Genomic DNA, 26,800 nt, shown 5'->3' with positions numbered 1-26,800 from the left:
AGTACCTTTAACGATCAAAGTTAAAGGTTACGACGTTTATTGAAAGGATTGAATGAGTCGATTTAAAGACGCTTACAAATTTAGAACCAAAAAAGGAACGCATCGGCGTTCCTTTTTATTATCCGCTCTTTATGAAGCGATTGAGCTAAGCGTGAACTAGCTGATTCATGTCGATCAACAAATGACCTTAATCGCCAAGCCACCTTGAGAGGTCTCACGGTATTTTGAGTTCATGTCTTTGCCCGTTTCAAGCATAGTTTCAATGACTTTATCCAGAGAAACAGTAGGCGCAGAAGAGCGACGAAGAGCCATACGAGTTGAGTTAATGGCTTTGACAGCAGCGATGCCGTTACGCTCGATACATGGCACTTGAACTTGACCTGCAACGGGGTCGCAGGTTAGACCTAGATTGTGCTCCATACCAATTTCTGCCGCCATACAGACTTGCTCAGGGCTACCCCCCATAAGCTCTGCAAGACCAGCTGCAGCCATAGAGCAGGCGACGCCCACTTCACCCTGACAGCCCACTTCAGCACCAGAGATAGAAGCGTTGCGCTTGTATAGACCACCGATCGCACCAGACGCTGCGAAGTAACGAATGTAGTCTTTTTCTGTGACGGTTTGAATGAACTTATTGTAGTAAGCCAATACAGCAGGGATGATGCCACATGCGCCGTTGGTTGGTGCTGTGACCACGCGGCCACCCGCTGCGTTTTCTTCGTTTACAGCAAAGGCAAACATGTTCACCCAGTCAACCACAGCCATTGGATCGTTGGTGGTTTTTTCTGAAGTCAGTAACTGTTGGCGAAGTGCAGCCGCGCGGCGAGGTACACGCAAAGGGCCAGGTAAAATACCCTCAGTATTCATACCGCGATCCATACATTCGCGCATTGTTTTCCAAATGCTAGCAAAGTAGGTACGTGACTCTTCATCCGAGTGTAAAGCGGCTTGGTTTGCCATCACCAACGTACTGATAGAAAGACCACTCTCTTTACACTGATTCACCAGCTCTTCAGCGGTTGTGAATGGGTAGGGCGCTTTGACGGGATGATCCTCTTGTTTACCGAAATTTTCTTCGTCAACGATGAAACCACCCCCAATGGAGTAGTACGTTTTTGAGTAGGCGACTTCGCCATCAATCCAAGCATGGATGCTCATGCCGTTCTCGTGCAAAGAAAGGTTACTTGTGTGGAAGTTCATACCGCCATCACGTGGGAACGAAACGGTATGGCAGTGCATACCAACAGGAAGACGTTCCGTCTCTTCTACACGAGCGATGAAGCTATTAATCGAATCGATATCAACACGCTCAGGGGTGTTGCCAGCAAGACCCATGATGATGGCGATATCTGTGTGGTGACCTTTCCCTGTCAGTGATAGTGATCCATAAACGTCCACGGTGATTTTAGTGATGTCGCGCAATTTTCCCATTGAACGTAGGTCATCAATAAACTCTTTACCCGCTTTCATTGGTCCAACTGTGTGTGAGCTCGATGGACCAATACCGATTTTATAGATATCAAAAACACTAATCATAGCGATTACCTCAAAAGAGAACCTCCCATGGGGGAGGGAGGTTCATTTATTATCATTATATTTTTTATTTAATTTCGCGCGATAAGATGAGCGTCATCTTATCAAAAGCCCTAAAGAGCGCCGTAGATTACAGAACTAATTGCTGCGATACCACATAACGCTGTAAAGATTTGTACCGGCGCTGATGCTTTGTACTTTGCCATTGCTGGGACTTTTTGCATGGCAAAGATAGGCATCAGGAACAAGATAGCAGCAATCATGGGTGCACCCATCGTCTCGATCATGCTTAGGATACTTGGATTAACGATAGCCACTATCCAAGTGGTGATTACGATGAATGCAAGAGATGCTTTTTCAATCTTGCTTACCGAAGCACCAGAACGCGACTTGATTAGACCTACTAAGCCTTCTTGCGCACCTAGGAAGTGGCCGAAGTAGCTTGAAGTAATTGCGGCGAATGCAACCAGAGGCCCCATGTAAGAGATCAATGGTGATTCATGAACGTTCGCTAGGTATGAAAGTACCGAGATGTTCTGTGCTTGCGCTGTTGCTAGTTGCTCTGGAGATAGAGAAAGCACTACAGAGAATACGAAGAACATCACAAAGCCCATCAACATCATTGCCGCGCCGCCAGTGATTTGATCCGTTTTCTTAACGGCACCCTCACCGTATACACGACGTTGCTCTTTAGAGAACTGTGAAATGATTGGGCTGTGATTAAAAGAGAACACAATGATTGGAATAGCAAGCCAGATGATAGAAGGCATTGCTGACCACTCCGGGCTGACGTCCATCATTGAAGTGTTCCAGTCAGGAATAAGATAGAAAGACAGAGCGAGTAGGATCAACACCAATGGATAAACCATCGCTGACGTTGCTTTGAGCATCAGTTCTTTGCCGAATACCACTCCTGCCGTCATCGCGAGGATAAGGGCACCAGAAAGAAGAGGACGTGGAATGGACTCCATACCCATTTGATTGACTAGGAAAGAGTCGACCGTATTTGTGATGCCAACACCATAGATAAGAACGATTGGGTAGATAGCGAAGAAGTAAGCGAAAGTAATAATGTTTGCGCCAGTCTTACCAAAGTGTTCTTCAACGGTGTCGGTGATATCAGCTTCGGGGTTTTTAGCCGATAGCACGAAACGAGCGAGAGATTTGTGTGCGAACCAAGTCATTGGTGCTGCAATTAGGGCTAGGATAACTAATGGCCAAAAACCACCCGCCCCCGCTTTGATAGGTAGGAATAGGACGCCAGCACCTACGGCGGTACCGAACAGTGATAGGCACCAGGTAAAATCTTTGTAATTAAATTTGTTTGAATCTTTAACGGCATTTGCCGAAGATGTTGTTGAAATCATGTTAAGTTGCTCATTTTTTGGAACAGGAAATAAGTCGGCGCTAAGTTTGCAGAATTTTCTTTGGTGAAAACTAGATCTAAATCATGTAATGAAATGGCGTGTCACAGGAGATGCAAAAAGCGGATTCTCGATCACGAAAATTACGTGCCACATGTGATTTATACTCATGCTAGACATTATATTTATTTATAGTAAGGGCGGGTTTTTTAGATGGGCCTATAAGGTGAGAGCTTATGCAAGGCGAAATTAATCAATCTGCTCTATGTAACTGGTGTGAGTTGTTGGTGGGGTGTGTCTTAATTGTACCTGTTTTGTGCTTATTGTGTGTGTATTGATGGGGTTAATTTATGTTTTTTTGGTGCGCCACGTGCTGCTGTAGAGACTCAATGATTTGTGCGGTAACGCCCCAAATGAGATGTTCTTGGAAGGGCATAGCAAAAATTCGGTGTTTAATTTTCTTAAAATTAACCATATGGCTGTGTAATTTTGCTTGGTCTAAGACATAAGTGGCAGGAACCTCAAAAATCGAGGCTACCTCATTTTCATCGATGATCGCTTGGTATTCAGGGTCGACCATAGCCACGATCGGTGTGACGGAAAATTTACTAATCGTATTCAAAGCAGGTAACTGGCCGACAATTTTAACTTGGTCTGAACGAATGCCAACCTCTTCATGCAACTCTCTTAGCGCTGTGAACTGCATAGAAGGATCAGAATGTTCGTGTTTCCCGCCCGGAAAGCTGACTTGCCCCGGATGATGCTTTAAGTGAGCAGCTCTTTTGGTAAAAATAACATGTAAACCATCTTCCCTTTCAACTAAACCGACCACCACAGCCGCTTTGCGTAACTCATCACTACTGATATGCGAAACACGCTCCACCGATTCTGGGTGGTAGCCAACAGTAGGGTTCAGTTGGAATTGCTGAAGGAAGTCATTTCGATTCATACTACGCCAAAATATTGATTATTATGATTTTAAGTATAGGCATAATACGAGAGGGATTACCAATCGAGAGTGTTATGGAGAGCGCCTTAGAAAGGTAGATTTTTCTATATTTAATATGTGCATACCTATGAGTAAGCGTTAGCTAGATCATGAATTTGACGAATGAATCCTATATTTACCTTTAATAATTTGATAACAACAACTTAGTGGGCCATTCTAAAAAGAAATTAACGAAAAGGTATGAGATGAAAGGAATCATATTCACCGAATTTTTAGAGCTTGTTGAAGACAAGTTTGGGCTAGAGCTTGTTGAAGAAGTTCTAGAGATGTCAGAAGACGAAGGTATATATACTTCGGTTGGAAGCTATGACCACAAAGATCTGGTGCGTTTGATCGTCAATCTGAGTAAGAAAACAGATATTGATGCGGAGAGTTTACAACGTGTATTCGGGCAGTCGGTATTTAAGAACTTATTGGCCTCATTACCAAGCAAAGCGAGCCTTGCTCATACTAAAACCACTTTTCAATTTATTCAGCATGTAGAGCACTACATTCACGTAGAAGTGAAAAAGCTCTACCCGGATGCGAAGCCACCTGAATTTAGCTTTATTACCACGAGCGAAGCACAGCTGGTGTTCGACTATAAAAGCGCAAGGTGCATGTCGCACGTTTGCTTAGGTCTGATCGAAGGATGCGCTGACTATCACGGTGAGCAGATTGAGGTAGAAATGACCCCTCAAAACGACGACCAGAGTGTGGTCAGGTTCAATCTAAAAGTCGAAAAGTAATATGAATCTCGCATCTGCCTTAGAGCGAAAACTCAAGCGTCAAATCGCGGCTCGCAAAGCGGCTGAAGAGCTGTTGGAACAAAAAAGCCTCGAGGTGTTTGAGGCTAACCAACAGCTTGAGCTTGCGCTACGTCAGCTAGAAAAACGTTCCAATGCCAATTTGCGCCGTATTGAATTTCAAGAACAAATCGACAATTTGTTGATTTACTTTGGACGTGCGTTTCTTGGTAGTGATATTGATGATGTGATGTTGTCACAGCTGACGACCAGTATAGCCAATAGCTATCTGATTGATGCCAGCCGTTTAATTCTTCCTCCCAAATTACTTCCTCAGCTTGAAACCTGTGACTACGGCGATGAATCCGTAGCAGAGGTCGAGCAAGACATTCAAGAGCCTCAATGGCAAGGTGATCTGCTCACGGTGCCTTTAGAAGTAGAGAAAGTGATCGTCGGAGCCTTGATTGTCAGGGTTAAGTTGCTCGACCAAGACTACGAGTTTATAGAAAGCCAACTGTTATTAGTGACCGATCTCATTTGTCGTGCTTTGACACATCAATTGGCGATCAATCGAAATATCGAATCACGAAAACGAGCAGAAGAGTCAGAGCGAGCGACTCGTGATTTTGTTGCGATGATTAACCATGAACTGAGAACTCCACTCAATGGTTTATTAGGCAGCGCCGAATTGATCAGTGATACAGAGCTGACCGGTTCCCAGCGCGAAATTGTGAATAACCTGAGCCAATCGGGTGAATTCTTACGAACCATCATTAATGACCTGCTCGATTACAGTAAAATCAACGCGGGTATGTTGGATCTCATACCTAAAAAATTCGCACTCCATGATTTAAAAAATACCATTGAGAGCATTTTTATCAATCGAGCCATGGAGAAACAGCTGAAATTTGATGTCCATGTCGCCGATGGTGTGCCGAGCCACTTTTATGGTGACTTAGAGCGTATTACTCAACTGTTTGTTAACCTCATTGGTAACGCCATTAAGTTCACAGAGCAAGGTTCTGTGAAGGTTGAAATTAAATGGCAGAATGAGCAGTTTATTTTTTCTGTTGAAGATACCGGGGTAGGAATTGCTCAAGCGGCTCATCAAACGCTGTTTGACCCATTTACTCAGGCGGACAATTCGAGCAGTCGTAATTATGAGGGTACGGGGTTAGGCCTGGCGATTTGTCGCAAATTGGTGCTGTTGATGGATGGTGATATCAAGGTGACCAGTGTAGTAGGAAGCGGGACCACTTTTACTACTGCGGTTCCGTTACAGGTGATTAATGATTCTGATGAAAACAACCGTGTCGCGCAAGGTGCGGTGTCAGACGTTGACCTCTCGGTATTAAAAGTGCTGGTGGTTGATGATATTAAGATGAATCAAATCATCATCCAGCAGATGTTACGTAAGCACCAAATAAAGCCAGCGATTGCAAATAATGGTGCTGAAGGGTTAGAGCTTGCGAGTAATAACAATTATGACATCGTCTTTATGGATTGCAGAATGCCTGTGATGGATGGCTTTGAAGCAACGGAAAAGCTAAGAGAAAAGGGCTATCATCACTCGATTGTGGCTTTGACTGCAGGCACAACCTTGGAAGAGCGTGAACGCTGCATACAGTGCGGAATGGATGATATTCTCAGCAAGCCATATACTGCTAATGACCTTAAAGAGATGCTCAAGAAGTGGGGCGTTTCACCTTAAAGTTATTGTTTTTAAAAGCAATCGATTTGTTAGAGTGATCTATTTTTAAAAGTAATGAATCTTTGCGTATTTTGACAGAGAGGCCGATAACCCGAAGTGATCTGGTCAGCGTTCGGGTCATCAGGCTATTCTTGCACTCTTCAAGCTATTTTTACACTCTTTAAGCTATTTTAGCACTCCTCAAGTATAGGTAGAATGCGACTGAGCTTGTCCAGTGTCTCTTGATACTCAGAGGCGCAATCACTATCGAATACCACACCCCCACCAGCCCAAGCAAAAAGGGTATGGTTCTCTGCCACTAATGTACGGATAGTAATACTGGTATCCATCCTACCATTTCGGCTGATGTAACCAATGCTGCCACAGTACGCAGAGCGACGATGAGGCTCTAACTCTTCAATGATCTGCATTGCCCGAACTTTGGGTGCGCCCGTAATAGAACCACCCGGAAAGCAAGCCCTTAATAGGTCAGTGGCGGAATACTGAACATCAAGATCGGCTTTTATCGTGCTGACCAAGTGGTGTACGGCAGGGAAGCTTTCAATATCAAACAGCTTTGGCACATGAACCGAGCCCGGTTTTGCAACTCGTCCAATGTCATTGCGCAGTAGGTCAACGATCATTAGGTTTTCTGCTTGATCTTTATCGGCACTGGCCAAGTCTTGAGCGTTGGCATCATCAATGGCTGGATCGTTGGAGCGGGGACGAGTCCCTTTGATTGGCTTAGTCTCAATCGTGTTATCTTTAAGCTCCAAGAAGCGCTCTGGTGAAACACTGATGATTGCGCAATCAGCCAAACGGATAAAGCCTGAAAATGGCGCTGAGTTGTACTGCTCTAACTTGTCGTAGGCCAGCCACTCACTGCCTTGATATTGGGCATTAAAACGCTGCGCCAAATTGATCTGATAACAGTCACCGGATAACAAGTACTCCTGAACACTCTCAAATTTGTCTGCATAGATTTGTTCGCTCATGTTGGATTGCCATGGCGTAGTCAGGCGAAATGCCTGGTGACTGATTGTTTGATCACTTGTTTGATTCGTTGCTTGACTGGCTTGCTGCTGCGATAGCCAACTCCAATGAGCATCAATGTTCTGCCCAACCACACAGGCCGTTTTCAGCTTATGGTCAACCACAACCGCCCACTCATACAGACCAACGGCCATATCGGGCGCTTCAATATCACGCGTAGCCAGCGATGGCAGCGTTTCAACTCTTCTTCCTAAATCGTAACTAAAATAGCCTAGCGCGCCACCAACAAAAGGCAGTTCAGTATGCTCTTGGGTTGCAGGTAGCAACTGCTGTTGGTATTGGTCGAGCAGTTCAAAAGGATCAGAGTCTGAAATGTGTTCTTTTTCGTTAACATTAACGGTGGTTTTTACACCCGTAGTCTCGAAGGTGGCGATGGGTTGAGCAACCAAAATATCATATCGACTATCAATATGGCTTTGTGAGGCTGAGCGTAATAGCATGGCCCATGGCAGGCTTTCAATATGAGAAAACAGCTGTTTAGCTAACGTTGATTGGTATTCAAGCGGTTTGATTTGAATAGAGCGAAATTCGTTGTTATTCATTTGTTTAATTTGTGACAAAGAGTTCGATCACTGCATGGCGTGTGAGAGGAAGCAAGAGTATCATAAATTGAAATTAAAATGGGTTCTTGATTCGATCACTGTCAATCAAATGGTTGAGTTATCGCTAGCAAACCATAGTGAGTAAACTATTGCCAAAGCGACTTAATACCATTAGCCGTTGAGCCAATGAACGGGAACAGACTAAAAAAGTTAAGCCATGAACCCATCTGGAACCAGAACAATAAAGAGGCATGCAATGACGGTTATTCGTAAGCAAGATGTGATCAGCAGTGTCGCTGACGCACTTCAGTACATTTCTTATTACCACCCTTTGGATTTTGTCCAAGCCCTAGAAAAAGCGTATGAGAAAGAAGAGAGCCAAGCAGCGAAAGATGCAATCGCTCAGATCTTAATTAACTCGCGCATGTCTGCGGAAGGTCATCGTCCAATTTGTCAGGATACCGGTATCGTTACTTGTTTCGTGAACATCGGTATGGATGTGAGGTGGGAAACGGATCAAACAGTACAACAGATGGTTGATGAAGGCGTTCGTCAAGCTTACAACAATCCAGATAATCCATTGCGTGCATCTGTCCTGATGGATCCTGCAGGTAAGCGTATTAATACTAAAGACAACACCCCTGCGGTTGTCCACATTAATATGGTGCCAGGTGACAAAGTTGAAATTCAAATCGCGGCGAAGGGCGGCGGCTCTGAGAACAAAACCAAGATGGTGATGTTAAACCCTTCCGATGACATTGCCGAATGGGTAGAGAAGACGCTACCAACCATGGGGGCGGGTTGGTGTCCACCGGGTATGCTAGGTATAGGCATCGGCGGTACGGCAGAGAAAGCCGCGGTACTTGCAAAAGAATCGCTGATGGAACACATCGATATCCAAGAGCTTATCGAAAAAGGCCCGGAGAACGCAGAAGAAGCGCTTCGTTTAGACATCTTCAACCGGGTAAACAAGCTTGGTATTGGTGCGCAAGGTCTTGGCGGTCTAACGACTGTGGTTGATGTAAAAATCAAAACCGCTCCAACGCACGCGGCTTCAAAGCCAGTATGCTTGATCCCTAACTGTGCAGCGACCCGTCACGTACACTTCACATTAGACGGTAGTGGTCCTGCTGAGCTTACGCCACCTAAGCTAGAAGAGTGGCCAGATATTACTTGGGAAGCGGGGGCTAATACACGCCGTGTTAACCTTAATCAAATTACCAGAGAAGATGTACAAGAGTGGAAGACTGGCGAAACCGTGCTTCTATCAGGCAAGATCTTAACTGGTCGTGATGCCGCTCATAAGCGTATTCAAGGTATGCTTGAGAGTGGTGAAGGTTTACCAGAAGGCGTCGATCTGAAAGGTAAGTTTATTTATTACGTTGGCCCGGTTGACGCTGTGGGTGATGAGGCGGTAGGTCCTGCGGGTCCAACAACGTCTACTCGCATGGATAAGTTCACCGACATGATGCTAGAAGAAACGGGCATTATGGGCATGATTGGTAAAGCAGAGCGTGGCCCTGCAACCGTTGAGTCAATTAAACAACATAAATCGGTTTACCTGATGGCGGTTGGCGGTGCAGCTTACTTAGTCGCGAAAGCAATTAAAAAAGCGCGTGTGGTCGCGTTTGAAGATCTTGGTATGGAAGCGATTTACGAATTCGAAGTTGAAGACATGCCTGTCACTGTGGCGGTTGATTCAAATGGCGTCAATGCACACCAGATCGGCCCTGACACGTGGAAAGTGAAAATTGCGGAAGCTGAAAAAGCCTAATCAACGACAGCCAACAACTGACGATTTACCTGGGTGTTAGCGTTTTAATTACCATGTTTGGCTGAACGTTAAGGACAAAAGTGCAGCGTTATCTGCGCTTTTGTCTTATTATCAATGGTATAGTAACAAATACATCGTTTGATATAAGAACATAGGAGATAGGAATGCCTCGTTTTATTCAGATCCTACAGATTATCTTAGCAGTGGTGATTGGTGGGTTTATTGGCTACGATCTGATCTTGAAAGGGATTAGTATTTTTGATAACAAATACGTGACTATCACCTGCGTACTTTGGTTGGTTGCTGAGGTTGCGCTGTTTGTTATCTATAAGTTGATTGAAGACGATTAACTCGTCCGTCAAAAAATTCAAAGCCCCTGATTATGAATGTAGTCAGGGGCTTTTATTCATCTAGCATTAACTATGAGTGTTGCATAATCAGCCACCTAATACCAATCACAGTAAGTGTTCAGAAAAAGCTTGAGAACGAGGCCGCTCTTTTCAATAAGAAGCTTCGATAAGTAGTTTTCTACAATCAAAAATTCTAACGCAGTTATAGAGTGTTTTAACCGGCTGGGGTGACCAGTTATTTACTACGATTGGCATAAGCAAACTAACAGTATTCAATTCATCCCTATAGGGATAAGTCAGCAGGTTAACGTTTCAACTGTAACGGTATGGTGAATTAGGTCACATATCAGTCAGCGATGAATAAATAGCAGTTAACCTAACTATCACGGAGTCGTTCAAATGAAACACCTAACTCAAGAAATGAGTGACTTTATCAGTAGAGGAACGGATTCCCATATCAGAGTAGCGGTTACGGGGCTTTCTCGTGCAGGTAAAACAGCGTTTATTACATCGCTGGTTAACCAAATTCTTCATACCTCGACTCATTACAATCTGCCGCTTCTTGCATCCGCAAGAGAGGGGAGGATTATTGGCGCAAAGCGTATTCCGCAGCACAATATGATGATCCCACGTTTCTCTTATGATGAAGCGATGGTATCTCTCAACGAACAACCACCACAATGGCCAGTACCGACACGTGATGTCAGTGAGATTCGACTCGCGATCAAATACAAGCCAACAAAAGGCGCAAAGAAGCTACTGAGTAAAAGCAGTACGCTCCATCTCGATATTGTCGATTATCCCGGTGAGTGGCTACTAGATTTGCCGTTACTGGATATGGATTTTGCAACTTGGAGCCAATCACAAATTGCCGCTTTGAAAGGGGATAGAGAAACCTATTCGCGACAGTGGAATGCAATGCGCGGTGAGATCGATCTGCTGGCAGAAGCGGACGAACAGAAACTGGTCGCGATTGCCGATAGCTATACTCAGTACCTTCATACGTGTAAGAATCATGGATTGCACTGGGTACAACCAGGTCGATTCGTCTTGCCCGGTGAGCTTGAAGGTGCGCCTGTATTACAGTTTTTCCCGTGTACGGCACCAGAGGGCAAGTACTCAAAAACAAGTAACTACGCGCTTCTCAAAGCGCGCTATGAAGAGTATCAACAGAAAGTGGTGAAGGCGTTTTACAAGAATCACTTTGCGACGTTCGATAGACAAATCGTGCTGGTGGACTGCTTACAGCCACTTAATGCGGGCTATGACTCTTTCATGGACATGCGTGGCGCACTTGAGCAGTTATTGAAGAGCTTTAAATACGGGCGCAGCAATATATTGAGACGTCTATTCGCGCCAAAGATCGATAAGATTTTGTTTGCGGCCACTAAGGCTGATCACGTAACACCAGATCAGCATCCGAACTTGGTGTCACTGTTACAGCAGATGGTGCATCCGGCATGGCAACAGGCGGCCTTTGAACATATTGACATGAGCTGCATGAGCATCGCGTCAATTCAAGCGACCAGCGCGGGTTATATCTCGTCAGGCTCAGACAATGTCCCTGCGCTGCAAGGCGTGACGTTAGATAACGTGCCGCAAACCATGTACCCGGGTGAGGTGCCGCGTAAGCTGCCGAATAAGCAATATTGGGAAACCAACCAGTTTGATTTCACTAGCTTTAGACCGATGGAGCAACATTCCGATGAGCCTTGCCAGCATCTAAGAGTCGACAAGGTTTTAGAGTATCTCATTGGCGATAAGTTGAAGTAATTGAGGCATCAATATGAGTGAATTAAAAACGAAGCAGGTCTTTAGTGAACCTTTGAAGACCTCTTTCGATGAGCAGGGTCATAGCGCTCAAGGTACAGGCTTTAAAGATGCATGTTTTCAAGAGCAAGGCACAGGCGAAGCTAGCCCAGATTTAGATGCTCAACAGCTGTTTACGGAACAAGAAAAATTTGTCCCCGTTGCACCACAAGTGGAAACCGAGCTGGATAGTGACGCTGAGCAGCAATTGGAGCAAGTGATCCGTCCAAGCAAGAAGAAGAAATGGTTTGGAACTGGCCTAGTGGTCGCTTTTTCCGGTTTAGTCGGTTGGCAAGCCATTGACTCTGTCATCACGGCGATTCAAACAGCAGATTGGCTTGCGTTAGGTTGGGCTGGCTTTATGGCTGCGATCGCTTCACTGGGTTTAGGCGCAATAGGTAAAGAGCTGTGGAAGCTACGCTCGCTCAAAGAGCACTTCAGTGTCCAGGAGCAGAGTGAAGAGTTACTACAAAGCCAAAGTGTCGGTAAGGGCAAAACATTCTGTGAAAATATTGCGAAGCAGGGTGGCATCGTCGCGGAGTCTCCGGCCTACGATAAGTGGAAAAATAACATCAATCCAGCGCACAGTGACGCCGAAGTATTGGATATGTACGACGCGCTGGTAGTGAGTCAGCAAGATAAGATTGCGACTCAAATCGTCACTAAGATCTCAACTGAGTCGGCCGCCTTAGTTGCGGTAAGTCCATTAGCGGCCGCAGATATGCTGCTAGTCGCGTGGCGTAATTTCACCATGATAGACAAACTTGCCGATGTGTATGGCATAGAGTTAGGTTACTGGTCTCGCATCAAGCTATTTAAATTGGTGTTAATCAATATGGCCGTGGCAGGAGCAAGTGAATTGGCGATTGAGGCAAGTATGGATATGGTTTCCGTCGATCTCGCAGGTAAAATCTCCGCTCGTGCAGGGCAGGGGCTTGGCGTGGGTATTTTGACCGCTCGATTGGGACTAAAAGCCATGACATTGTTGCGTCCTATGCCTTGGCATAATGAACGAAAAGTTAAACTTGCAGATCTGCGTAAAGCCGTGCTTTCCGAAATCAAGCGTCTGACTCTGAAGTAAAGTACTGACTTTGAGATAAAGCGTCTTAATGTGCAATAGAGCGCTTTACTTTGAAAGAGAAAGTACGACTCCCCCGCCGCTTGCTAAAGAAGAGTAAATATCGCTTTACTCTTCTTCTTGACTGAACTCAGAGCTTAATTCACACTACTGTCAACTTATCCTGACACCTATAATAGGACTATTTGTGCGTCTTGAAGTATTGTGTGAAGACAGACTCGGTTTAACTCGTGAGTTGCTCGATATCTTGGCCTCAAAAAGCATTGATTTAAGAGGAATCGAAATTGATGTGAAAGGTATTATTTACCTCAACTGCCCAGATATCGATTTTGATGCTTTTAGTGAGCTTATGGCTGAGATTCGCCGAATTTCAGGTGTAAAGGATGTACGCAAAATTCAATTCATGCCGAGTGAAAGGCACAACACAGAGCTGATTGCTCTGCTGGCTAATCTACCTGATCCCGTGATTTCGATTAACCTGAAAGGCGCGGTCGATATGGCGAATCATGCCGCCTTAAACCTGTTCGGTAAACAAGAAGATGACGTGATCGGTCAACCACTCGCGACGTTTGTACCGAGTTTTAACTTCGCTCGTTGGATTGAAGGGGATGTCACCCGTCATCGTGAAGTTGTAGTTCTGGATGGTTTAGACTTTTCGATTGAGATATTACCGGTTTACCTCGGTGGTGATGTTAACGAAGCTGTCTTGGCGAGCGCAGTGATGACGATTCGTTCTTGCAACCAAGATATGAATACCCCAGACGCTATCCCTGAGCAAAATAATTTAGGCTTTGAACATTTTGTTGGTGTTTCTAATCGCCATAAAGCCTTGATCAGTCAAGCGAAGAAATTGGCTATGCTGGATCAGCCACTGTTGATTGAAGGGGATACAGGCACAGGCAAAGAGATGCTGGCGAAAGCGTGTCATAACCGCTCGAATAGATCTTCTTTCCCATTCTTGATCCTAAGCTGTGCCTCAATGCCCGATGATGTCGCTGAAACCGAACTGTTTGGTCATGCGCCGGGTTCATTCAATCATGAGCAAGGTCATAAGGGCATTTTTGAACAAGCGAATGGCGGTACTGTCTTCTTAGATGAGATTGGCGAGATGAGCCCGCATCTACAAATTAAGCTGCTACGTTTCCTACAAGATGGCTCATTCCGCCGCGTTGGTGAAGAAGAAGAGATGCATGCTGATGTAAGAATCATCGCCTCTACGCGGCATAGTCTTTCTGAATTAGCCGACTCGGGTTCATTCCGTGAAGATCTGTTTTATCGTTTGAACGTGTTAACGCTGTCCATTCCTGCACTGCGTGAACGTTCAAACGACGTCGCACCGTTGTTGGAACTGTTTGTTGCCAAGTACGCGCAGCAGTTAGGTATGTTAAAACCCAAACTGACTCAAGACTTAATCGATCAACTGGGTAATTACCAGTGGCCGGGTAACATTCGTCAGTTAGACAATATGGTGTTGCGAGCGCTAACTGAGCTGGATTCTGATACGTTAACGGTTGAGCAATTCCATCTACCACAGCTTGAAACCATGACTGCTGGTGTCGCGAACCTCAGCTTCGACGGTTCGCTGGATGAGATCATGAAAGATTATGAATCGCAGATCCTAGAAAAACTGTATCAGTCATTCCCATCAAGCCGCAAGCTAGCGAAACGCTTGAATGTGTCTCATACCTCGATTGCCAATAAGCTTCGTGATTACGGTATCAGAAAGAACGGATGACGTTTGGCTCATTAAGTCACAGCAAAACAGTTTAGTTTAAATGGTTTAGTTAAGTCGAACGGTAAGATAGAACAAGATGATGGAAGATTTAAGTACACCAGAACGCGTGTATAAACGTGATGGAAACCTGATTCTACGCACGGCTGAGATAGACGATGCGCAGATGATCAGCGACTACTTTCAGACCAATAGAGAGCACCTTAAGCCGTGGGAGCCGACTCGACCAGAGGCGTTCTTTGATAGAAGCGGTTGGGCGCAGCGGCTGATCAAGTTAAACGAACTTCATAAAATGGGACTAGGTTATTACTGTTTGCTGATTAACGCCGACTCTAACGAGATGTTAGGCACAGTATCGTTCAGTAATTTGTCTCGTTTCCCGTTCTACGCTTGCAATGTAGGGTATTCATTAGCTGAGAGCGCACAGGGACACGGCTATATGCGCAGAGGCCTCTGCATGGCTAAAGACTATATGTTCGATGTGCAGAACATGCATCGTTTAATGGCGGGCTACATGCCCCACAATAAGCGCAGTGCTGGTGTATTGGAACAGCTTGGTTTTGTTCGCGAAGGGTATGCCAAAGACTACCTACAGATTAACGGTAAATGGGAAGACCATATACTGACCGCGTTAGTGAACCCTAATTGGCAAGATAGACGCGCGATATAACCGTAACTAGAATTTAGATACAGCGTATATCAAGCTTTGCTCAATCGCCGCTGTATCAAAAGAAACATATAGGCATAGTAAATCATAAGCCTAAGCAGATATTTGAGGAATTTTGATGTCATATACAACTTTGGACGAATACCAAAGAAAATGGATTTTTACTCACCAGTCGATGCCACTGCCGGCAGAGGACTTGGAAAAAATCAAACCCATGACACAGGCGAGAGCGTCACAGTTCTGGAAAGAGAACGTAAGCCCTCAAAGCCCAGATGCGGAGAGACTGAGTTCGCAAGATTGGCCAAGCAAGGCATCGAACTGGACTGAAGAGATCAGCTGGATGGCCAATTGGGAAGCCGACGAGCCAGAAATGCCAGAAGAGATCCTTAAATTTATTGATTGGCAAGATGACGTAACGGTTTATTTTTGCTATGAAAAATATAATGTTCTTGAAACCAAATGGTCGGTTTTCAAGAAGCATTGGAAGAACTTTTTATTCTATGATGATGGTCCAATTCTACTCGGCCGCCGTCGTTCAGAAGCACTTTGGTTTGCAACCAACGGTACAGTAAAAATTGGTCATCGTGCTTAGGTGAGGCGTGATTGAGCTAAGCCTGTGTCGTATAAACTGACGGCTGTACAAGCCGACTGAAGCGAAATAAACCTATCAATAACAAGCGAACTCTGAGTTCGCTTTTTTTATGCGATGAATAGGGAATAGGCACCCGTCTAATATAATCTCAGCGAATTGCATCTTGATTCTAGCGAACCTTGCTACTGGTTTAACTGTGTCAAAAGCCGAAATCCAAAATCCAAAGCCGAAAGTGAGAGCGCTATCCCATTGGCTTAGTTGAAATTTTGTGGCTTTAGACTATAGTTATAATACTGCCTTAGTGGAGGTGAAGTATTATGATTTGGGATACTCTCGAACGTGTAAATAAACTTCGCAAGGAAGCAATGGAGGATTCAGATTTCCTGGATTCAGCAAAAATACATGAGGAGTGGCTTTTAAGCGAAACCTACGGTCAATATAAACAACGAGTGAAACCGAAGAAAGGTAAAAAACTAGCCGACATTTATGAAAATACAGAATTTACAACTAACCCAACTGGAACTAAACACTAACAATGATGAACTGCAACATGGCTAAGGCTCTTAATCTAAAAGCTATCATTCGATTCTACATACCAGCCTTAAGCCACCAATAATAAAGCCACTTTCAACGAACCGAAAGTGGCTTTTTCTTTTCTATTCAATGATCAAATCTAACGCCCTAGCTATTGATCAGGCTTAAGCCGCTTGGCAACGCATCACCAAATACACGCTTAGATTCACTCTCAGAAAGCTCAGTGACATCACTGACTAGTGTTAGCCATGAATCAGGCACCTTGCTTTGTTTCAGCTTCTCAATCACTTGATTTCGATAGTCATCAGAGATATCAAATTGACGGTCTCCGGTTTTTCGACAAATCATCACAGCCGCAAAGGCGATCATCTGCTCTTTATGCCAGTTCTGTTCAAGCAGTTTTGGTAACCATTGTTCGGCTTGTTCTCTAGGGATCACACTGTGCTGGCTACCATACAAAGGCGTTCTTGAAGCCAGTCGACCTAGTGCCCACCAGTGCGCCTGTTCAAATTGGTTATGGTTAATCGCTTTACTTAAGAACCAACTTGCCAGCAGTACTTTATCTTCCACTTCCAGTTGCTCAAGTGACGCCGCTAATCTCACCATGGCCTCGTAGCCATTGTCTTGGGCATCTTTGGCCGTTTTAGGGTTCTTCATTGCTCCTGGGTGAAGATATTTGGCGATATCGGCCAAGATAGTTTCTTGTTGCTCTTGGTTTAGGCCGCCAGCAACACGACGCCAGAACACCCACCAGTCCGTCCAACCCTGATGATTTTTAAACTGGATGTTCTGTTGGTATAGCCCCCAGATTTGTTCGATACGCCACGAGTCAGTTGGATCGCCAAAGCCTGGTCGTAGTGTGTAGCCTGCCAAACGTAGCCAGTTTTTCTCGTGTGCTTCGGAGCGGCGGCGGCGTTTACGGCCCAGTGAGAAGGTATCAAATAGGTGACGAAGGGTAGTGAAGTCCCATTCATCGCGTTTACCCAGTCGCTTCTCAAGATCTTTTGATAGCGTTTTGATCTCTTTTGATTCAGCACTCTTCTTGTTGCCGCTGTACAGGCGAGAAATCAATTCCTTACATTCATCCAGTCTTGGGTGAAGTTTGGCAGTCTCAGATTCATCACCCTGCTTGTTTCTTACTTCAAATTCGAGCAACCAACGTTTTGAGTCATCTTCGGTGCTCACGCACTCCATTTTCAGTGTGCCGACTTCGGTCAACTGACAAGCTAGCAATACTTCAACACGCTCTTTTTGGTTAGCCTGTAGCTCGGTAGTACCAGAACCTTCCAATGTCGAAATATACGGTGGCAGAGGGGAGAACAAGTCTGCATCCACATTGACCATCACGCCATTTTGGATATTCGTGTCATGGGCTATTTGATCATGTGTTGAGGTCAGCAGATTGAAACGTACTGGCTCACCCAAAGTGAGTGAGAAGCGACGACTATTCAGACGTATCTCTTGGCCTTCTTCAGTCCCTTTGGCAAGCAAACAAAGCGCTTTGCCCATCTTGTTCTTCTCTTGTAGATGCAAGAAGTAAGAACGAGCCGCACCACCACCGATTTTCAGCTGTGCGCCACGGCGAGCTTTACCAAAGGCAACCGCGCCAAGGGCGACAGACCAATCTGGATGAGGGTTATCCAATACCGTAATTGGAGAGCCGTTCCAGTTACCCAGTAGCTGAGTAATACGCTCTGTGACCAGTTCACTATTGAACACACCACCGTTAAGTAGCACACCCACTGGAATAGCAGGCTTGGTGTCATCGAACTCAATAGAGTCAGAGTTTTCCAGCGCAGCTTTAGAGACTTGCTGGTGCGTTGTCAGGAATTCAGCAACGTGTTTACTGACCGCAGGATCGGCAACGTAAGGTAGGCCGAATTCAACTACAGCGCTGCGACGCTTGTCTGGTGTTTCCGTAAACTCAGAGAGTGGAAAGAAGCCTTCCAACGCGATTTGATGAACTTCTTGCTTGGTTAAGCCAATACTCTTAGTACCGCCTAATAACTTCGAACCGCTGCCAAGCATAGTGATTTTCACATCGTCTGGCGCATCAGCAGAAAGCAGGCTCTCTTTTGCAGCGCGAGTCTGTTGAATTAGCTTGGTTAGGCTAGAGGCGTTAAGCTTTTTGTTTTGATTAAAACGCTGCTCTGCAAGGTGAGCTAGGGCTAAATCGAGGTTATCACCACCGAGCATCAAGTGTTCGCCAACACCAATACGGTCGAGTGCTAGCTCGTTATGACCAGCATTATCTGCATCGCTATTCTCATTGAAGCTGGCTTCAATTAAGCTTAAATCGGTAGTACCACCACCAACGTCACACACTAGAATCAGCGGGATCTGCTGAAGTTCATCGGCTGCGGTTTGTTGGTGACGGGCATACCAGTCATAACAAACGGCTTGAGGTTCTTCGAGCAACAGAATCTTACCTAAACCAGCAAGTGCTGCCGCTTCGAGTGTCAGCTTGCGCGCTGTCTCATCGAAGGAAGCGGGAACGGTTACTACAACGTCTTGGTCTTCCAGCTTGTTGCTTGGGTGACGGTAGTTCCATGCTTGGCGAATGTGGTTGAGGTAACTGGCACTCGCCACCACAGGAGACACCTTATCGACATCCGCTGCGCCCGCCCAAGGCAGGATATCAGAGCTGCGGTCAACCGCTTGGTGTGATAGCCAGCTCTTAGCACTTGATACTTGGCGGCCTTCAACCTTAGCGCCTAATTCTCGGGCCCATTCACCGACGATAACATTGTTAATGTCGCCTGCAACGGGGCTTGGTTCCCACGGCATCGTCAAATCAGAAGGGGAGATTTGACCGTGTGCTGGGTGGTAACGAAAGGATGGAAGTAGCGGCTTACGAACCACTTCACCGGGGCCGATGAGTTGGTCAATGTCGAAAAGAGAAACGGGAGCATGTTGTAGATCGTCGTTGATTTCACAGTAGGCAACCACAGTGTTGGTTGTTCCTAAATCAATGCCGACTAAAAAACGAGGAGATGTCATACAAAACCTTATTCTGCCAAAGTGATGACCAGTTTGTTGATAGTTTTGGTCTTATTATTGTTGTTCATAACAACGGAATTCCCTAGAAGGTTAATGACTGAGGCGGGAATGGGTGCTCACTGCCATTGAATTGATATTCCCTGTTTAGGTTGTCGTTTGAATTCTATAAATACAGGGCTAGGGAATCGCATTGATAAAATAACGGCACCTGCTAAGGTGCCGTTGATTGATTAGGCTTCTTGGTTTACATCGTCGCTGTCTGAGCTTGAGTCTTCACGCACATCGAACTCAACGTGCCATTTCTGACCATTGTCAGTGGCAATGGCTTCTAGGTATAAGGTACCGAGTTCAGTCACGCGAGAAGCCAGCGTTACTGGAACCACTTCACCTTCGCGACGGCCTTCTGACACTGGCAGCGTTACTTGGATTTCAGGAAGCTCATCAAGCTCTTCTGGAGCCCAGTGGTCAAGATGGGTACCCGCTTCATCTTCACGACGCGTGGTTGAACCGAAGAACTGGAAGTGAACTGGCTGACCAATCACTAGGCCGAACTCTTGGCTAGGTACTTGAACGCTTGAGCCTTCTTCCATACCAAATGGTGCAACACACAGTGCTTCCATTGGAGGAGCCATCCCCGGGATTGCTGGCATCGCGCTTTCAATTCCTACGTAGTAAGAAGATGCGATACCGCCACGGATACGAACGCCTTGGCCACGACGAACTGCGCCGTAGTAAGAAGCACCGCTTGCAACCGCTAGGTCTAAATCTAAGCCTGAAAGTTGCTTTGCTGACTCTTGGTCTGCATTGATCAGCCATCCGTTGATGGTATCAGACAGGCGATCAGCAAGTAGGTTCGATTTTAGAACACCACCGTTGAACAGGATTGCTGTTGGTTTGATGAAGTCTGCCGCTGGCGCTTCTGCACCTGGCATATTGGCAAACGGGTTGAAATCTTGCTGAGCCGTTTCACCATTTCCAGAAAGCGCGTTGGCTTGCTTAGAAAGGAATGCAGCAATGTGACGAGTAATACCTGCGTCTTGAGCGTAAGGCAGACCCATTTGAGTCAGTGCGCCACGCGTCTTTTGTACTGGGTGCTCAGTTACGGCGACTTTCGGGAAGAAGCCATCAACCAATGTTTGTTGTACTTCTTGCTGAGTCAGTTCTGTTTTCAGTGTTGCGCCAAGCAGTTTAGAACCACGGCTTGGAACAACGATTGGTACAGATTGCAGTTCAGCATCGTTAAGTAGTGCTTCTTTTGCATCACGACATGCGTGAGTCATTGCTTGAACCTGCCAAGGAGCCAGCTCTTTGCCTTCTTGAGCCAGTTTCATTTTCAGGCGATAAGCCAGCGCTAAGTCCATGTTGTCGCCGCCAAGTAGGATATGTTCACCTACAGCGATACGGTTCAGGCTTAGGTTGCCATCATCTTGTGTAACTTCAACTAACGAAAGATCGGTTGTACCACCACCAATATCGACCACAAGCACGATGTCGCCGACGTTGACTTCATCACGCCATGTGTCGTTGCTGTTATCAATCCAGCTGTAAAGCGCAGCTTGTGGTTCTTCAAGAAGAGTCAGGTGAGTAAAACCAACATTACGCGCCGCTTCTGCTGTTAGGTCACGAGCTGCAGGATCAAACGAAGCAGGAACCGTGATTGTGACATCTTGGTCTGCCAATTTGTGTTCTGGGTTCGCGTGGTTCCAAGCGTCTTTGAGGTGCTCAAGGTACAATTCAGTTGTCTTTAGCGGAGATACCTTTTCTACTTCTTCAGGGCTACCAGCTGGAAGGAATGCATCACGACGGTTCACACCACCGTGGCATAGCCAAGATTTTGCACTTGCTACCAAACGAATAGGGGTTTTAGAGCCAAGGTTACGCGCAATAGCACCAACTAGGGCTTTAGGCTCTGAAGACCAAGGAAGAACGCGAGAGCCCGCATTCATTTCATGTTCGTGCGGTTGGTATAGGAACGAGCCAAGTTGGCTGCGAGTTTCTACTGTACCCGGCGCAGTAAGTTGAGGGATTGGCATTACCTCAACGCGAGCGTCTTCATTGCTGGTATCAACGTAAGATAAAACACAGTGGGTTGTACCTAAATCGATACCTACACTGAATTTAGGCGCTTGTTGCTGTTGTGAATGCTCAGAAGAAGATGGCTCGTTTGACGAAGAATGATTTTGTTGTTCCATTATAGCTCCACCTCTGCTGGTGCAATTACAGATGCGTCGTAGTTTTCAGCAAGCTTAGGCAGGTTCATGTTGGTTGCTTTCCAACCTTTGTGAACCAGTGTGCCGTTGAATGGTGCGTTGCCCGTTACGTTGCCCGTTAGGCGAATTTCTTGAGGGTTAAAGCCATCAGCAACCGTGATACGTGTTTCTTCATCTTCAGTGCGGATGTGGGCAAGCGTTACGTAGTCCGCTAATACTTTTTGACCGCCGGTATGGATAACGCGTGCGGCTGCGCCAACTTCTTCATCAGAGAATGAAGTCAGGTCTTCTTTCAGGAAGTCGATCAAACGCGCTTCTTGCTGCATGATAGAAAGTAGCTGCATTGCTGAATCAGTCGGCGCTGTTGCCAGCTTAGATTCAACTTCGACTACTTTTTCGATAACACGTTCAACTTCAACAACTTTCTCTACTTCGACAATTTTTTCTACTGGCTTTTCGACTTCAACGATCTTTTCTACTGGTTTTTCTACGACTTTCTCAACCATTTTGGTTTTACGAGAAACGGCAATTAGCAGCAGTAAAACGCTTGATGCAGTCAGGCCTGCGTGAAGCATATCAAACGTTTGTGGGATTAGGTTCAAATCAACGATCATAGTGATTTCTCTTTAAGATTGATTTAACGGTATATTCGCTGTTTTTTAGAATATACAGGTTGGAAAGAAAACGTATTCCTACGTAGGAAAATCCGCGTCTTTCAAGCTATAAATATGGGTAGATACTAGCATATTCAAGGCTTAAGGGCTTATTTAATGTTTTCAATAAACTGGGTTTTTTGTGTGTTAGCGTCAAAAACAGTCGAGATTGGCGGGTTTATTGGTCGACCATGCCCTCGGTTTATAAAACGTGATGCTTTATTGCCGTCACCTCAAAAAGTGAGCGGTGTGAAATATCAGCGTTGTGTTTATCCTTAAAAACGACAGTAACGTTGAGGTGGTGTAATTTAGGTTTCAGCGAGCGAGTAAAACAGTCGGAATTAAGTCTCAATTGCAGGCGAAATGAACACTTGATACAACGAGGGTCGAGTTCTGTATTAGGCTCATGTACAATTCCACTAAATTTTTGACGAGAGAATCAGGCGACGTATGAATCACAATCGAGTGGTGTGTTTCGATTTGGAAATGTGCTGTTGGAGCGAAGAGGGTGTAGGGACAACTGGCGAGATCATTGAAGTGGGCCTTGCTGAGATTGATCTCGCATCTGGCACTATCGTGAAGCGAGCGCAATATTACGTTAAGCCAGAGAAAGACGAAGTCTCTCTATTTTGCGCCGAGCTAACGGGCATTACACCTCGTAAAATTGAAAAGCAGGGTCGCCCGCTTGAGTCTGTGATTAAGTCGATGGTTAAAAACTTCGGCGGTCCCAAGAAAATCTATGCCGCATGGGGGCGTGATGACCTGATCTTGCACAAAGAGTGCATCGAGAAAGGCATTGAACCACCGTTTAGCGAATTCCTCAACATCGCCACGCTTTATCGAATTCAAAATCGATTGAAAGACAAACGCATAGGACATCGCGCAGCTCAAGAAGCTCAAAATATTGAGTGGGAAGGTCGCCAGCATTCGGGTTATGTCGATGCGTATAACTTGGCTAAATTAACGCTAACCATGCTTTAGCTCTCTTACATACTTTAGCTTTCTTACATACCTTAGTTCTCTTACATACTTTAGTCTTTTATTGGTCATAAATGACTTGATGAGGCGTTCTTTGTTTGACGAATTTTGAATAGTTTGACGGTGTTTTAGCGAATCACTAGCCAGTGATTCGCGGTTGGTTCTGTTAGCTTTTGCCAAGCACATCTAACTTAGTTTTGATAAAATCACTGTGGTCAACGTAGAGTAGCTCGGCTGTTTTACGGATCACAGAATCTTCCAATGGATCAATTTCGCCGTCCGCATGCGCCACTTCCCACATTGCTTTGATTAAATCAATTCTCACTGGTTGAGATAAGCCTCTTAGCTGTGAGGTGAAATCATACAGTGACACAGATTGTTTCACTTTTGGCTCGGCTTGCGCCAGTAATGCCAATGCCTGTTCTTCATCCAAGTCCAGTAAACGTTGAATAAGTTGAAGCTTAGCCACTCTTTCCGATTCGGTGATTTGATGGTCAGCACCCGCTACTTCGCATAATAAACTCGCGATGGCGATATTGGGTGATGCTATTTCGTTTTTGCTTAGGTCCTTACCTTCAATCAATTGTTTGAAGATTGATGTGAGAGAATTGAACATAATGCGCTCCAGTGACTATTTATATTTTGTTCTGTACAGTGGATAGAGAATTTACTAGGGCGTGTTGACCTTTCGTGGTTAAATCAGCTCGAAAGATCAACACTCCCCAATAGAATAACTATTGGGTCTACCGAGTGTGATCGCAAGCATCTTTACTAAAAACTGACATTCCGATTTTTATTGATTACCTTAGCTGATATTTACTGGGCTATTTACTGCCATTGCAATTTATTACGGCTGTTATTCATTACGAATCGGCGAGCGGTAAGGAACATGGCTATCACTTGGCTCGGGGAAGCGTGTGATTATCCCGTCACCACTTAACGTTGTGATAGACAACGGTTTACCCTCACTATCTAACCTTAATTCACCAATCGCACTGCGGTTTGAAAGCCGATAGAAAGTTTGATTGTCAGGGCTTCGTTTCTCTATTCTCAGGCGCTTTCGCTTGGTGAAATAGTTCAAAATAGAGCGAGGGCTGTATAGTAGGCGGTCCCATACATCACAGAATTTAAGCAGTGGAGCAGGGAACTGGTTTTTGATACCGCTGCAGGTGATTTGATAAATATTCGGGCTGTTTTTGCGATACCTCAACTTAATATCGTAAGCAAAGGAGTAATGAACATCGCCGGAAAGCACTACGAAGTTGGTCGGCGTTTTGGTATGGGTAAAAATGCTGATCAAGGTATTGGCGCTACCCGGGTGTGCCATCCAGTTTTCAGCATCAATCATCAACGGTTTGCCGATTATCGTCGCCGCCTTTTGCAGCATCTCTATAAACTTGACGCCAAACATCGGCGCTGCAGAAACAATCACCACCTTCTCTTGATTAAGCAGTTGGTGCTGAAATTCGATTAACGCTTCCCAATCCATTAGCCCTGAAGGCTTGTTCATGCGCGATTCTGAGCGCCAACGACGTGTACGAGTATCCAGTACAATCACCTTGGGCGACGTCTCTATGGTGTAATGCCACTCTTCAAAGCGACTTAGCCGCTCAACAAAGGCTTGATGCTTGTTTGGCTCAATAACATGCGCTTGATGAACAAAAAGCTGTTTTGCTTGATCGATGAACGCGTCACTGAAGCTTTCTGGTTTGTTACCCCACCCCTGACACATCCAGTAGGCAGCAAGCCCATTTCCAATCACTTGAGTCGCGAACTGGTTTTGGTCGACCGCATGTTCCCAACCCACCGTTAGGTTCCAGTCATCGGTGACATCGTGATCATCAAAGATCATATAGGTTGGTATGTGCGCCAATAGACGTTGGACTTGTGGCAGCCCCGCAATAAAGTCGTCGATGATGAGGCTCTCGTTACGCCATTGTTGCTGTTCATCAGGTGTCAATTGGCGGTCACCTTGAGTGAAGTTATTCCCAATTAAACGCTCGCGGTTGATGCATTGCCACAATGTCGGCGACCAAACCAATAAATACATAGCAACGAATTCAGACAATGTAACCAAGTGATTCTCACAATCGGTCGAGCTGAAAATAGGCACGCTACGTTTGGCAAGTAATGGATTGAACAGTGAATCGGAATCGTTATGATGCGGCAGGAAGTGATGGCGTCGGTAAAGGTGGTATTCACTGCAAAACAAAGCACTGCTGCTGTCGATATGGCTTTGCTGTGTATCGGTTGGCAGATGTTCCCCAACGAGGCCGAGCAACTGAATCACTTGTTGGATCGCATCGAGCGTTGGGCCTGCGACATGGTCTGCGTAGATCTGATCGCCACTCATCATCAGCATATCCGGCCTTTCCATGACACTTTGCTTGGCGATTTGGTTATCTGCCGCGACTAAGCTGTCTTTGCTGGGGTGGTGCGGATTACGACAAGAGCCGTGCAGAATATAGTCTGCCGTGGTTGATATCTTAAACTCGACGCGAGAATTACCATTGTAAATAAGGTGAGGGGCGAGTTCTGCCAGTGAGCCTAACGGCGTGTGAAGGTCGTACTCAAGGGGAGTATTCGTTGGAAATTCGCCTTGTAAGCGGATTAAGGTGATCCACGCATGTGTGCCAACTTGGATCGAATCATGCTCTGCCAATGATGAGTGATAAAACGGCTCCAGCTCTGCGCCTGAAGGGGCTTGATCTGAGTCTGAAGCGCGAGTATACAGCTCAGCTCTACCTGTGAGAAGGGAGCTGGTGGCTAACCACACGACCACTTCTGTCGCCGTGGTCTTTCTTAGAATTGGGCCTGCAAGCAATAACGGAAGCGGTGATATTATCGAGTCTCTCAATACGGCTCCTAAATCGTTGGGGTCAGCTATCGTAGCACCCTGTATTTCATCCAATGTTCTTTCAAGCTAGGTTATTTCAAGCTAGGCTATTTCAAGCTTAGCTGTGTTAACAATGAGGTGCTTCAGAACAGTGAGCTAAAGTTCTTGTGTTTCAAATATTTCGATAACTTCTGAGCTAGAAAGTTCATGCCCCATCAAAAAAATAGCTAATAAGGCATCGGCTTTAGTCTTGGTATCGGAAGGATCGGCTAACACTTGTTCGAACTTTTCTCGGATCATCGCGATTTCATGCTCCACAAAACCGCGACCTTCTTCGTCCCCTTGGTTCTCTTCTGGGGCATTATCAAATTCAAGAAACAGTAATTCACCGTCTAATTCGGTATTCACCAGTCGCTCGGGCAACCATTCTTCACCCATTACAATATCTGGGTCGGAATCACTGGGTAAGTGGTTTATAATGTTTTGTAATTCAGAAGCTTTCACGATGTTTTCACAATATTTTCATTAAACCGAGAATATGCTTCATTGTAACGGTTAATAGCGCCCAAACCTAAAAATAGTTCTCCGTATTGGCTAAGGCGTGTTGATCTTTCGTGAGTATTTTTTAAACAGCATGGTAAAGAGTTATAATTTGCTTCGCCAAAAGTAAA

At 45.5% G+C, this 26,800-nt stretch carries 20 protein-coding genes and 1 pseudogene; 11 read left to right on the top strand and 10 right to left on the bottom strand.

Annotated elements, in window-relative coordinates:
- Positions 1–174: 174 nt before the first annotated feature.
- The 3 genes from Q1A70_RS12160 to Q1A70_RS12150 all read right to left on the bottom strand — a co-directional run bounded on the left by Q1A70_RS12160 (position 175) and on the right by Q1A70_RS12150 (position 3,846).
- A complete protein-coding gene (locus Q1A70_RS12160) occupies positions 175–1,536 on the bottom strand; it encodes an L-serine ammonia-lyase (protein ID WP_299691443.1) in 1,362 nt (453 codons plus the stop codon).
- Between the two features lie 110 nt (positions 1,537–1,646).
- On the bottom strand, positions 1,647–2,900 hold the full coding sequence (locus Q1A70_RS12155; protein WP_299691440.1) for an aromatic amino acid transport family protein: 1,254 nt from the start codon (positions 2,898–2,900) through the stop codon (positions 1,647–1,649).
- A gap of 340 nt (positions 2,901–3,240) precedes the next feature.
- Positions 3,241–3,846 (bottom strand): CoA pyrophosphatase, encoded by a 606-nt coding sequence (locus Q1A70_RS12150; RefSeq protein ID WP_299691437.1) that lies wholly within the window; start codon positions 3,844–3,846, stop codon positions 3,241–3,243.
- A gap of 245 nt (positions 3,847–4,091) precedes the next feature.
- On the opposite strand from Q1A70_RS12150, the gene Q1A70_RS12145 reads away from it, so the two are divergent.
- Together Q1A70_RS12145 and Q1A70_RS12140 are read left to right on the top strand one after the other, a co-directional pair.
- Complete coding sequence (locus Q1A70_RS12145; protein ID WP_299691434.1) at positions 4,092–4,634, top strand: heme NO-binding domain-containing protein; 543 nt, start codon at positions 4,092–4,094, stop codon at positions 4,632–4,634.
- A 1-nt stretch (position 4,635) separates the two neighbouring features.
- Entirely contained in the window at positions 4,636–6,342 is a 1,707-nt protein-coding gene (locus tag Q1A70_RS12140) for an ATP-binding protein (RefSeq protein WP_299691431.1), read from the top strand.
- 170 nt (positions 6,343–6,512) lie between these two features.
- Here Q1A70_RS12140 and pabB read toward each other — a convergent pair whose 3' ends face one another.
- Positions 6,513–7,916, bottom strand: coding sequence for an aminodeoxychorismate synthase component I (pabB, locus tag Q1A70_RS12135; protein WP_299691428.1), 1,404 nt, complete (start codon positions 7,914–7,916; stop codon positions 6,513–6,515).
- Between the two features lie 256 nt (positions 7,917–8,172).
- On the opposite strand from pabB, the gene Q1A70_RS12130 reads away from it, so the two are divergent.
- The 8 genes from Q1A70_RS12130 to Q1A70_RS12095 all read left to right on the top strand — a co-directional run bounded on the left by Q1A70_RS12130 (position 8,173) and on the right by Q1A70_RS12095 (position 16,451).
- Positions 8,173–9,690, top strand: a complete 1,518-nt coding sequence (locus Q1A70_RS12130) for a fumarate hydratase (protein WP_299691425.1) — start codon at positions 8,173–8,175, stop codon at positions 9,688–9,690.
- Positions 9,691–9,854: 164 nt separating this feature from the next.
- Positions 9,855–10,040 carry a hypothetical protein gene (locus Q1A70_RS12125; RefSeq protein ID WP_299691422.1) on the top strand — a complete coding sequence of 62 codons (186 nt, stop codon included), beginning with the start codon at positions 9,855–9,857 and terminating at the stop codon, positions 10,038–10,040.
- Between the two features lie 399 nt (positions 10,041–10,439).
- On the top strand, positions 10,440–11,813 hold the full coding sequence (locus Q1A70_RS12120; protein ID WP_299691419.1) for a YcjX family protein: 1,374 nt from the start codon (positions 10,440–10,442) through the stop codon (positions 11,811–11,813).
- 13 nt (positions 11,814–11,826) lie between these two features.
- Complete coding sequence (locus Q1A70_RS12115) at positions 11,827–12,930, top strand: TIGR01620 family protein (RefSeq protein ID WP_299691416.1); 1,104 nt, start codon at positions 11,827–11,829, stop codon at positions 12,928–12,930.
- A 184-nt stretch (positions 12,931–13,114) separates the two neighbouring features.
- The gene (gene tyrR / locus Q1A70_RS12110) at positions 13,115–14,662 is read left to right on the top strand and encodes a transcriptional regulator TyrR (protein WP_299691413.1); all 1,548 of its coding nucleotides are present in this window, start codon (positions 13,115–13,117) and stop codon (positions 14,660–14,662) included.
- A 79-nt stretch (positions 14,663–14,741) separates the two neighbouring features.
- Positions 14,742–15,329, top strand: coding sequence for a ribosomal protein S5-alanine N-acetyltransferase (rimJ, locus tag Q1A70_RS12105; RefSeq protein ID WP_299691446.1), 588 nt, complete (start codon positions 14,742–14,744; stop codon positions 15,327–15,329).
- Positions 15,330–15,444: 115 nt separating this feature from the next.
- Positions 15,445–15,918, top strand: a complete 474-nt coding sequence (locus tag Q1A70_RS12100) for a DUF2947 domain-containing protein (protein WP_299691409.1) — start codon at positions 15,445–15,447, stop codon at positions 15,916–15,918.
- A gap of 317 nt (positions 15,919–16,235) precedes the next feature.
- Positions 16,236–16,451, top strand: coding sequence for a hypothetical protein (locus tag Q1A70_RS12095; RefSeq protein WP_299691406.1), 216 nt, complete (start codon positions 16,236–16,238; stop codon positions 16,449–16,451).
- A 148-nt stretch (positions 16,452–16,599) separates the two neighbouring features.
- Here Q1A70_RS12095 and Q1A70_RS12090 read toward each other — a convergent pair whose 3' ends face one another.
- From Q1A70_RS12090 to Q1A70_RS12080, 3 genes are all read right to left on the bottom strand, one after another.
- Positions 16,600–19,452 (bottom strand): Hsp70 family protein, encoded by a 2,853-nt coding sequence (locus Q1A70_RS12090; protein ID WP_299691403.1) that lies wholly within the window; start codon positions 19,450–19,452, stop codon positions 16,600–16,602.
- 230 nt (positions 19,453–19,682) lie between these two features.
- Positions 19,683–21,644, bottom strand: coding sequence for an Hsp70 family protein (locus Q1A70_RS12085; RefSeq protein ID WP_299691400.1), 1,962 nt, complete (start codon positions 21,642–21,644; stop codon positions 19,683–19,685).
- Entirely contained in the window at positions 21,644–22,276 is a 633-nt protein-coding gene (locus tag Q1A70_RS12080; RefSeq protein ID WP_299691397.1) for a DUF2760 domain-containing protein, read from the bottom strand. The genes Q1A70_RS12085 and Q1A70_RS12080 overlap by 1 nt, the downstream gene beginning before the upstream one ends.
- A 489-nt stretch (positions 22,277–22,765) precedes the next feature.
- Between Q1A70_RS12080 and Q1A70_RS12075 the strand changes: the two genes are divergently transcribed.
- A complete protein-coding gene (locus Q1A70_RS12075; protein WP_299691394.1) occupies positions 22,766–23,296 on the top strand; it encodes a 3'-5' exonuclease in 531 nt (176 codons plus the stop codon).
- Between the two features lie 163 nt (positions 23,297–23,459).
- Here the strand turns inward: Q1A70_RS12075 and Q1A70_RS12070 are convergent, their stop codons facing one another.
- The 3 genes and pseudogenes from Q1A70_RS12070 to Q1A70_RS12060 form a co-directional block, all read right to left on the bottom strand.
- Positions 23,460–23,909 (bottom strand): TerB family tellurite resistance protein, encoded by a 450-nt coding sequence (locus Q1A70_RS12070; RefSeq protein WP_299691391.1) that lies wholly within the window; start codon positions 23,907–23,909, stop codon positions 23,460–23,462.
- 240 nt (positions 23,910–24,149) lie between these two features.
- Complete coding sequence (locus Q1A70_RS12065) at positions 24,150–26,150, bottom strand: alkaline phosphatase D family protein (RefSeq protein WP_299691388.1); 2,001 nt, start codon at positions 26,148–26,150, stop codon at positions 24,150–24,152.
- A 156-nt stretch (positions 26,151–26,306) separates the two neighbouring features.
- Positions 26,307–26,633 (bottom strand): annotated as a pseudogene (locus Q1A70_RS12060) (hypothetical protein); the annotation flags it as partial.
- Positions 26,634–26,800: the final 167 nt, after the last annotated feature.

Origin of the sequence: uncultured Vibrio sp. (assembly GCF_947488985.1) — a bacterium.
In the GTDB taxonomy this organism is placed as follows: Bacteria; Pseudomonadota; Gammaproteobacteria; order Enterobacterales; family Vibrionaceae; genus Vibrio.
The sequence above is the reverse complement of the archived record's forward strand: the minus strand, read 5'-3'. Positions and strand labels throughout refer to the sequence as shown.

Excerpts from the sequence above, each read along its gene's own strand:
- Q1A70_RS12160 (WP_299691443.1), bottom strand. The coding sequence starts at position 1,536 with ATGATTAGTGTTTTTGATATCTATAAAATCGGTATTGGTCCATCGAGC.
- Q1A70_RS12155 (WP_299691440.1), bottom strand. The coding sequence starts at position 2,900 with ATGATTTCAACAACATCTTCGGCAAATGCCGTTAAAGATTCAAACAAA.
- Q1A70_RS12150 (WP_299691437.1), bottom strand. The coding sequence starts at position 3,846 with ATGAATCGAAATGACTTCCTTCAGCAATTCCAACTGAACCCTACTGTT.
- Q1A70_RS12145 (WP_299691434.1), top strand. The coding sequence starts at position 4,092 with ATGAAAGGAATCATATTCACCGAATTTTTAGAGCTTGTTGAAGACAAG.
- Q1A70_RS12140 (WP_299691431.1), top strand. The coding sequence starts at position 4,636 with ATGAATCTCGCATCTGCCTTAGAGCGAAAACTCAAGCGTCAAATCGCG.
- pabB (WP_299691428.1), bottom strand. The coding sequence starts at position 7,916 with ATGAATAACAACGAATTTCGCTCTATTCAAATCAAACCGCTTGAATAC.
- Q1A70_RS12130 (WP_299691425.1), top strand. The coding sequence starts at position 8,173 with ATGACGGTTATTCGTAAGCAAGATGTGATCAGCAGTGTCGCTGACGCA.
- Q1A70_RS12125 (WP_299691422.1), top strand. The coding sequence starts at position 9,855 with ATGCCTCGTTTTATTCAGATCCTACAGATTATCTTAGCAGTGGTGATT.
- Q1A70_RS12120 (WP_299691419.1), top strand. The coding sequence starts at position 10,440 with ATGAAACACCTAACTCAAGAAATGAGTGACTTTATCAGTAGAGGAACG.
- Q1A70_RS12115 (WP_299691416.1), top strand. The coding sequence starts at position 11,827 with ATGAGTGAATTAAAAACGAAGCAGGTCTTTAGTGAACCTTTGAAGACC.
- rimJ (WP_299691446.1), top strand. The coding sequence starts at position 14,742 with ATGGAAGATTTAAGTACACCAGAACGCGTGTATAAACGTGATGGAAAC.
- Q1A70_RS12100 (WP_299691409.1), top strand. The coding sequence starts at position 15,445 with ATGTCATATACAACTTTGGACGAATACCAAAGAAAATGGATTTTTACT.
- Q1A70_RS12095 (WP_299691406.1), top strand. The coding sequence starts at position 16,236 with ATGATTTGGGATACTCTCGAACGTGTAAATAAACTTCGCAAGGAAGCA.
- Q1A70_RS12090 (WP_299691403.1), bottom strand. The coding sequence starts at position 19,452 with ATGACATCTCCTCGTTTTTTAGTCGGCATTGATTTAGGAACAACCAAC.
- Q1A70_RS12085 (WP_299691400.1), bottom strand. The coding sequence starts at position 21,644 with ATGGAACAACAAAATCATTCTTCGTCAAACGAGCCATCTTCTTCTGAG.
- Q1A70_RS12080 (WP_299691397.1), bottom strand. The coding sequence starts at position 22,276 with ATGATCGTTGATTTGAACCTAATCCCACAAACGTTTGATATGCTTCAC.
- Q1A70_RS12075 (WP_299691394.1), top strand. The coding sequence starts at position 22,766 with ATGAATCACAATCGAGTGGTGTGTTTCGATTTGGAAATGTGCTGTTGG.
- Q1A70_RS12070 (WP_299691391.1), bottom strand. The coding sequence starts at position 23,909 with ATGTTCAATTCTCTCACATCAATCTTCAAACAATTGATTGAAGGTAAG.